A 7,081-nucleotide genomic window follows, 5' to 3' on the forward strand; every position below is an offset into this window, starting at 1 on the left:
CCCGCTTCCGGACGGGCCCTGGCCCGGTTGTCCTACAGGTGCGGCAGGATCGCCGGCATCAGGTCCTGGAAGGTGCGGCCGTTGGCCGGGGTGCCGAGGGCCGTCATCGTCCAGCCCGGGCCCGAGCGGTGCACCTTGGCCATGATCTGGGCCGTGTACTGTCCGCCGCCCGCCAGCGTGTAGCGGGCGAGTTCCTGGCCGTTGGTCTCGTCGACCAGGCGGCAGAACGCGTTCTGCACCTCCTGGAACGTCTGGCCCGTGAAGGAGTTCACGGTGAAGACGATCTGGTCGATGTGGACCGGGATGCGCGCCAGGTCGACGAGGATCGCCTCGTCGTCGCCGCCCTGTCCGACACCGCCGACGAGGTTGTCACCGGTGTGGCGCACGGAGCCGTCGTCGCTCACCAGGTGGCGGAAGAAGACGACGTCGACCGGCTGCTTGTCCGCGAACAGGACGGCGGAGGCGTCCAGGTCGATCTCCCGGGTGCGCGAGCCGAACAGGCCGCGCCGGGGAGCCGCCTGCCAGCCGAGACCCATGCGCACCGCCGTCAGGCTGCCTCCGTCGTTCTTCTGCAGACTGATGGCCTGACCCTTGGTCATGTTGACGGTCACGCGCTGTTTCCCCTCTCGAACTGTCCCCTGTTGCCGCGGAACCCGCGGTTGACCAGAACCCTACGCAGGGCCACTGACAGTGCCGTACCCCGGCTCGTGCTTTGTGTCGGTCTTGCAACACAGTGCGCAGATGCCGAGGTACGACGGCGGACCGGAGGGGGTCAGGCCAGGCCTGCCTCCCGCATCTGGCGCAGTTCCTTCTTCATCTCGGAGACCTCGTCGCGCAGCCGGGCCGCGATCTCGAACTGGAGGTCCGCGGCGGCGGCGCGCATACGCGCCGTCATCTCCTCGATCTGTTCGGCGAGTTCGGCCGCGGGCCGGTCGGTCGGAACCGTCTCCTTGGCCTTGCCCTTGGCCTTTGCGCCGCCGGCTGCCTTGCCGCCGAGCGCGGGCACGGGTGCCTTGGCGCCCTTGCCGTCCTTCAGCTTGCGGTAGCCCGAGCCGAGCAGCTGCTCCGTGTCGACGTCCTCGCGGGCGATCTGGGCGACGATGTCGTTGATCTTCTTGCGCAGCGGCTGGGGGTCGATGCCGTTCGCGGTGTTGTACGCGACCTGCTTCTCCCGGCGGCGGTTGGTCTCCTCGATGGCCTTCTCCATCGCGGGGGTGATCTTGTCGGCGTACATGTGAACCTGGCCGGACACGTTGCGCGCCGCGCGGCCGATGGTCTGGATCAGGGAGGTGCCGGAGCGCAGGAAGCCCTCCTTGTCGGCGTCGAGGATGGCCACCAGGGACACCTCGGGCAGGTCGAGGCCCTCACGGAGGAGGTTGATGCCGACCAGGACGTCGAACTCGCCGGAGCGCAGTTCGCGCAGCAGCTCGACGCGGCGCAGGGTGTCGACGTCGCTGTGCAGATAGCGGACCTGGATGCCGAGTTCCAGGAAGTAGTCCGTGAGGTCCTCGGCCATCTTCTTGGTGAGTGTGGTGACCAGGACGCGCTCGTCCTTCTCGGTGCGGGTGCGGATCTCGTGCACCAGGTCGTCGATCTGGCCCTCGGTGGGCTTGACCACGACCTCCGGGTCGATGAGGCCGGTGGGGCGGATGATCTGCTCGACGGCGCCGTCCGCGCGCGAGAGCTCGTACTTGCCGGGGGTCGCCGACAGATAGACCGTCTGCCCGATGCGCTCCTGGAACTCCTCCCACTTCAGGGGCCGGTTGTCGAGGGCGGAGGGCAGCCGGAAGCCGTGGTCGACGAGGGTGCGCTTGCGGGAGGCGTCGCCCTCGTACATCGCGCCGATCTGCGGGACGGTGTTGTGGGACTCGTCGATGACCAGCAGGAAGTCGTCCGGGAAGTAGTCCAGCAGGGTGTTGGGCGGGGAGCCGGGCGAGCGGCCGTCGAAGTGCATCGAGTAGTTCTCGACGCCGGAGCAGGAGCCGATCTGGCGGAGCATCTCGAGGTCGTACGTCGTCCGCATCCTGAGGCGCTGGGCCTCCAGGAGCTTGCCCTGCTTCTCCAGCTCGGCCAGGCGCTCGCCGAGCTCCTTCTCGATGTCGTTGACGGCCCGCTCCATGCGCTCGGGACCCGCGACGTAGTGGGAGGCCGGGAAGACATACAGCTGCTCGTCGTCGCTGATGATCTCGCCGGTGATCGGGTGGAGCGTCGAGAGCGCCTCGATCTCGTCGCCGAACATCTCGATCCGGACGGCGAGTTCCTCGTAGACCGGGAAGATCTCGATGGTGTCGCCGCGGACGCGGAAGGTGCCCCGGGTGAAGGCCAGGTCGTTGCGCGTGTACTGGATGTCGACGAAACGGCGCAGCAGCTGGTCGCGGTCGATCTCGTCGCCGACCTTGAGCGGGACCATGCGGTCCACGTACTCCTGCGGTGTACCGAGGCCGTAGATGCAGGAGACCGAGGCGACCACCACGACGTCGCGGCGGGTGAGCAGCGAGTTGGTCGCGGAGTGGCGCAGGCGCTCGACCTCCTCGTTGATCGAGGAGTCCTTCTCGATGTAGGTGTCCGACTGCGGGACGTAGGCCTCGGGCTGGTAGTAGTCGTAGTACGAGACGAAGTACTCGACCGCGTTGTTCGGCAGCAGCTCGCGGAACTCGTTCGCCAGCTGGGCGGCCAGGGTCTTGTTCGGCGCCATCACGAGGGTGGGGCGCTGGAGCTTCTCGATCATCCACGCGGTGGTGGCGGACTTGCCGGTGCCGGTCGCGCCGAGCAGGACGACGTCACGCTCGCCTGCCTCGATGCGTTTGGCCAGCTCGGCGATGGCCGTCGGCTGGTCGCCGCTGGGCTGGTAGGGGCTGACGACCTCGAAGGGCGCCACCGTGCGTTCGATGTTGGAAACGGGCCGCATGCAATCAACCGTACGACCCGCCACTGACAACGCGGCCCGATCAGCGGTTCTGCGGCGTGCGGGAGTTGCGGCGGCCCGGCTGCCGGGAGGGGCGCAGCGGGGGGCGGCGGGCCGGGTGGTGGACGGCGGGGTGGGCCGGGACGCCCGGCTTCTGCTCGACGGGGGTCCAGTCGGGCTTCCCCATGACCATGAGCGGGTCGAACATCACGACCACGGCGGCGATGAGGAGGAAGACGAGCGGGCCGATCAGCATGGGCCACAGCAGCGCGGCGGGCGAGTCGCCGGAGGTGGGGGCGCCCGTGCCGTGGAGGTGGACGCTGAGGGCCGCCATGCCCGTGTAGTGCATGCCGCTGACCGCTAGCCCCATCACGAGGCTCGCGCCCACGCTCCACAGGAAGCCTCGGACCTGTCCGGCCGCCCACAGGGCGGCAGTGGCGGCGACCATCGCGATGACGACGGAGACGCCGACGGTGACCGTGTTGTACTCCAGCTTTCCGTTCAGGCGCATTCCGGCCATGCCCAGGTAGTGCATCGAGGCGATGCCCAGGCCTGTGATCGTGCCGCCGGTGAACAGGGACGTTCCGGTCGCGCCCTTGTAGCCGACGATGAAGATCCCTACGCCCACCATGACGACCGCGATGCCGAGGCTGGCGAACGTCGTCGGTTTGTCGTAATGGATCGGTGCTCCTTTGACCGTGAACCCCATCATCGCGACGAAGTGCATGGTCCATATGCCGGAGCCGATCGCCGCCGAGCCCAGGACGAGCCAGGCGGGGCGCGACGAGTGTGCGACAAGCATCGATCTGGTGGTGCAGCGCAGGCCGAGGGCGCCGCCGAGGGAGGCCATGAGATAGGCCACCAGCGGTGTGACGAGTCCGTAGCTGAATCCGTCGACCGTGCCTTGCATGCGCGGCTGCCCTTCCCGCCCTCTTACGTCCCGGAATTCCTTGAAATGCGCCCCCTCCCAAGACCGCCCGAGCGGTCAGGGTTGAGGCAGAGAGTATGACTCCCACCAGAATGGTCGAACGATTTTCCGGCAAAGAAACACGTCGTTGCCTCAGTTGTGCGGCACCGGTGAGCGGACTTGGGCGACTCCATTCAATGTGTGGCCGTTCTGCACTCCTCCGTCGTTGACGCTCTGCTGTCACAGTTGATCTGTCCGTGATCGCACGACGTGAGGGAGTACGCATGTACGCGCGCGCACTTGCCGCCATCACGACCGCGCTGCTGGGAACCGCCGCCCTCCTGCTGCCCGGCTCCGCCGCCCGGGCGGGCGACGCCGTCGACGAGCGGCCGTTGGTCTTCGGTCACCGGGGCGCCTCCGCCTACGCGCCCGAGAACACCCTCGCCGCCATCGACGAGGCGGCCCGGCTGGGCATCGGCTGGGTCGAGAACGACGTCCAGCGGACCAGGGACGGCGAGCTCGTCGTCATCCACGACGACAGTCTGCAGCGCACGACCGACGTCGAGAAGGTGTTTCCCCGCCGGACGTCCTGGAAGGTGAAGGACTTCACCGCGGCCGAGATCGCGCGCCTGGACGCGGGGAGCTGGTTCGGCCCGCGGTACGTCGGCACGCGCGTGCCGACGCTGGAGCAGTACATGCGCCGGGTCGAGCACAACCACCAGAAGCTGCTCCTGGAGATCAAGAACCCGGAGCTGTACCCGGGCATCGAGCGGCAGACCCTGAAGGTGCTGAGCAACGAGGGCTGGCTCGACCGGCAGCACCTGGCCGGCCGGCTGATCGTGCAGAGCTTCAGCGCGGACAGCCTGCGCATCGTCCATGACCTCAAGCCCGCCGTCAGGACGGGTTTCCTCGGTGCTCCGGCCATGTCGGACCTGCCCGAGTACGCGTCCTTCACCGACGGGATCAACCCCTCGTACAGCTCGGTCTCGACCCGTTACGTCGCCGCCGTCCATGCCTTCACGGGGCCGCACGGCAGGCCGCTGACGGTCTTCACATGGACCGTCGACGACGCGGACACCGCCCGGCAGGCCGCCCGGCACGGCGTCGACGGCATCATCACCAACAAGCCCGACGTGGTCCGGGCCGCGCTGCAGGCGCCCTGAGTCCCGCTCGCCGGGCGTTGTCAGTGGCGGGTCGTACGGTGGGCGCATGGACAGCCATGAGCGGTACGAACAGCAGGTCGTGTGGGCGGTGGTCGACAGCGGGATCGGTCCGCTGCTGCTGGCCGCGACCCGCGAGGGACTGGTCAACGTCGTGTTCCACGCCACGGACGCGGTGCGCGACAAGGCGCTCGTGCGGCTGGCGTCCCGACTGGGCTGCGAGCCCGTCGAGGCACCCGACTCGCCGCTGCTGGCCGAGGCGATACGGCAGGTCGAGGCGTACTTCTCGGGTGAGCGGCGTGACTTCGAGCTGCCGCTGGACTGGTCGCTGATCTCCGGCTTCAACCGGCAGGTGCTGCGCGAGCTGGCCTCCGGCGTCCCGTACGGCGCGGTCGTGGGCTACGGCGACCTGGCCGGGCGGGTGGGCCAGCCGGGTGCGGCCCAGGCGGTGGGGACGGCGATGGGGTCCAATCCGCTGCCGGTCGTGGTGCCCTGCCACCGGGTCGTCGAGAGCGACGGCGGCATCGGCGGGTTCGGGGGCGGGCTGGAGACGAAGCGCAAGCTGCTCGCGCTGGAGGGGGTCCTGCCCGAGCCGCTGTTCTGAGCGACAACCACCCGCGCGAAGGCTGGCCGGAAGGGAGTGTCGGTAGCAGACTCGGCCATGCGCACAGCCACTGGCATCCGAAGGCTCGGAGCCGAAGGGACGGCGATCACGCATGAGCGGAAACAGGGCAGTCGCGTATCTCAAGCCGGGCGCGGTCGAAGTCAGGACCATCGACTACCCGACGCTTGAACTCCAGGACGGGCCGGGGGTCGCAACCGAGAACGTCGGCCGCAAGTGCCGGCACGGTGTGATCCTCAAGGTGCTCGCCACGAACATCTGCGGAAGCGACCAGCACATGGTGCGCGGGCGGACGACCGCGCCGGAAGGGCTGGCGCTGGGACACGAGATCACCGGCGAGGTCGTCGAACGGGGTCCGGACGTCGAGTTCATCGACGTGGGCGACATCGTCTCCGTACCGTTCAACATCGCCTGCGGGCGGTGCCGCAACTGCAAGGAGCGCAAGACCGGCATCTGTCTGAACGTCAACCCGGCCCGGCCGGGGGCGGCGTACGGCTATGTCGACATGGGTGGTTGGGTCGGCGGCCAGGCCGAGTACGCCATGGTCCCGTACGCCGACTTCAACCTGCTGAAGTTCCCTGACCGGGACGAGGCGCGCGAGAAGCTGCTCGACCTGACCATGCTGTCGGACATCTTCCCGACCGGCTTCCACGGCGTCGTGAGTTCGGGCGCCGGTGTCGGTTCGACGGTGTACGTCGCAGGGGCCGGCCCGGTCGGTCTGGCGGCGGCCGCCTCGGCGCAGCTGCTGGGTGCGGCCGTGGTCGTCGTCGGCGACCTCAACGCCGAGCGTCTCGCCCAGGCGCGGAGTTTCGGCTGCGAGACGGTCGACATCTCCCAGGGCAGCGTCGAGGACCAGCTCGCACAGATCCTCGGCGAGCCCGAGGTGGACGCGGCGGTCGATGCCGTCGGCTTCGAGGCCCGGGCGCACGGCAAGGACGCCCCCGAGGCGCCCGCGACGGTCCTCAACTCGCTGATGGGCATCACGCGCGCGGGCGGTGCCCTGGGCATCCCCGGGCTGTACGTCACGGACGACCCCGGCGGGGTCGACGAGGACGCCAAGTCCGGGACGCTGAAGGTGCGGCTCGGCCTCGGCTGGGCCAAGAGCCACCACTTCACGACCGGGCAGTGCCCGGTGATGAAGTACCACCGTGGCCTGATGATGGCGATCCTGCACGGGCGCGTGCACATCGCCAAGGCGGTCAACGCGACCGTCATCGGCCTGGAGGACGCACCGCGCGGCTACGCCGAGTTCGACCAGGGCGCCAGCCGCAAGTACGTGCTCGACCCGCACGGAGCGCTGAGCGGGGTGAGCCCCGTCTGAGCTCCTGAACAGGAGTGAGCGGGGGTGTGAACAATGCAAAGGGGTGGGCCCGCGGGCGCGGGGGGGGCCCCATGTGGCCCCCCCGCGGGTGGGAGTTGGGGGGCGCGGAAGAAGTAGGGGGGGGGGGGGGGGGGTGGTAGGTGAGGGGGGGGGGTGGGAGGGGGGC

6 protein-coding genes are annotated in these 7,081 nt (G+C 69.1%); 3 read left to right on the forward strand and 3 right to left on the reverse strand.

From position 1 onward, the window contains the following. Positions 1 to 32 precede the first annotated feature (32 nt). From ABZ880_RS49440 to ABZ880_RS49450, 3 genes are all read right to left on the reverse strand, one after another. Positions 33 to 611, reverse strand: a complete 579-nt coding sequence (locus tag ABZ880_RS49440; protein WP_361277645.1) for a TerD family protein — start codon at positions 609 to 611, stop codon at positions 33 to 35. A gap of 161 nt (positions 612 to 772) precedes the next feature. Then, positions 773 to 2,908 carry an excinuclease ABC subunit UvrB gene (uvrB, locus tag ABZ880_RS49445; protein ID WP_361277646.1) on the reverse strand — a complete coding sequence of 712 codons (2,136 nt, stop codon included), beginning with the start codon at positions 2,906 to 2,908 and terminating at the stop codon, positions 773 to 775. Between the two features lie 40 nt (positions 2,909 to 2,948). Continuing rightward, positions 2,949 to 3,815, reverse strand: a complete 867-nt coding sequence (locus ABZ880_RS49450) for an MHYT domain-containing protein (RefSeq protein WP_361277647.1) — start codon at positions 3,813 to 3,815, stop codon at positions 2,949 to 2,951. Positions 3,816 to 4,096: 281 nt separating this feature from the next. On the opposite strand from ABZ880_RS49450, the gene ABZ880_RS49455 reads away from it, so the two are divergent. The 3 genes from ABZ880_RS49455 to fdhA all read left to right on the forward strand — a co-directional run bounded on the left by ABZ880_RS49455 (position 4,097) and on the right by fdhA (position 6,915). Further along, positions 4,097 to 4,975: a glycerophosphodiester phosphodiesterase family protein gene (locus tag ABZ880_RS49455; RefSeq protein ID WP_361277648.1), complete on the forward strand. Its 879-nt coding sequence runs from the start codon at positions 4,097 to 4,099 to the stop codon at positions 4,973 to 4,975. Positions 4,976 to 5,021: 46 nt separating this feature from the next. Beyond that, positions 5,022 to 5,576 (forward strand): methylated-DNA--[protein]-cysteine S-methyltransferase, encoded by a 555-nt coding sequence (locus tag ABZ880_RS49460; protein ID WP_361277649.1) that lies wholly within the window; start codon positions 5,022 to 5,024, stop codon positions 5,574 to 5,576. A gap of 112 nt (positions 5,577 to 5,688) precedes the next feature. Next, positions 5,689 to 6,915, forward strand: coding sequence for a formaldehyde dehydrogenase, glutathione-independent (gene fdhA, locus ABZ880_RS49465; protein WP_361277650.1), 1,227 nt, complete (start codon positions 5,689 to 5,691; stop codon positions 6,913 to 6,915). Positions 6,916 to 7,081: the final 166 nt, after the last annotated feature.

It is taken from the genome of Streptomyces sp. NPDC047043, from assembly GCF_040644055.1.
Classification (GTDB): domain Bacteria; phylum Actinomycetota; class Actinomycetes; order Streptomycetales; family Streptomycetaceae; genus Streptomyces.

Excerpts from the sequence above, each read along its gene's own strand:
- ABZ880_RS49450 (WP_361277647.1), bottom strand. The coding sequence starts at position 3,815 with ATGCAAGGCACGGTCGACGGATTCAGCTACGGACTCGTCACACCGCTG.
- fdhA (WP_361277650.1), top strand. The coding sequence starts at position 5,689 with ATGAGCGGAAACAGGGCAGTCGCGTATCTCAAGCCGGGCGCGGTCGAA.
- ABZ880_RS49455 (WP_361277648.1), top strand. The coding sequence starts at position 4,097 with ATGTACGCGCGCGCACTTGCCGCCATCACGACCGCGCTGCTGGGAACC.
- uvrB (WP_361277646.1), bottom strand. The coding sequence starts at position 2,908 with ATGCGGCCCGTTTCCAACATCGAACGCACGGTGGCGCCCTTCGAGGTC.
- ABZ880_RS49460 (WP_361277649.1), top strand. The coding sequence starts at position 5,022 with ATGGACAGCCATGAGCGGTACGAACAGCAGGTCGTGTGGGCGGTGGTC.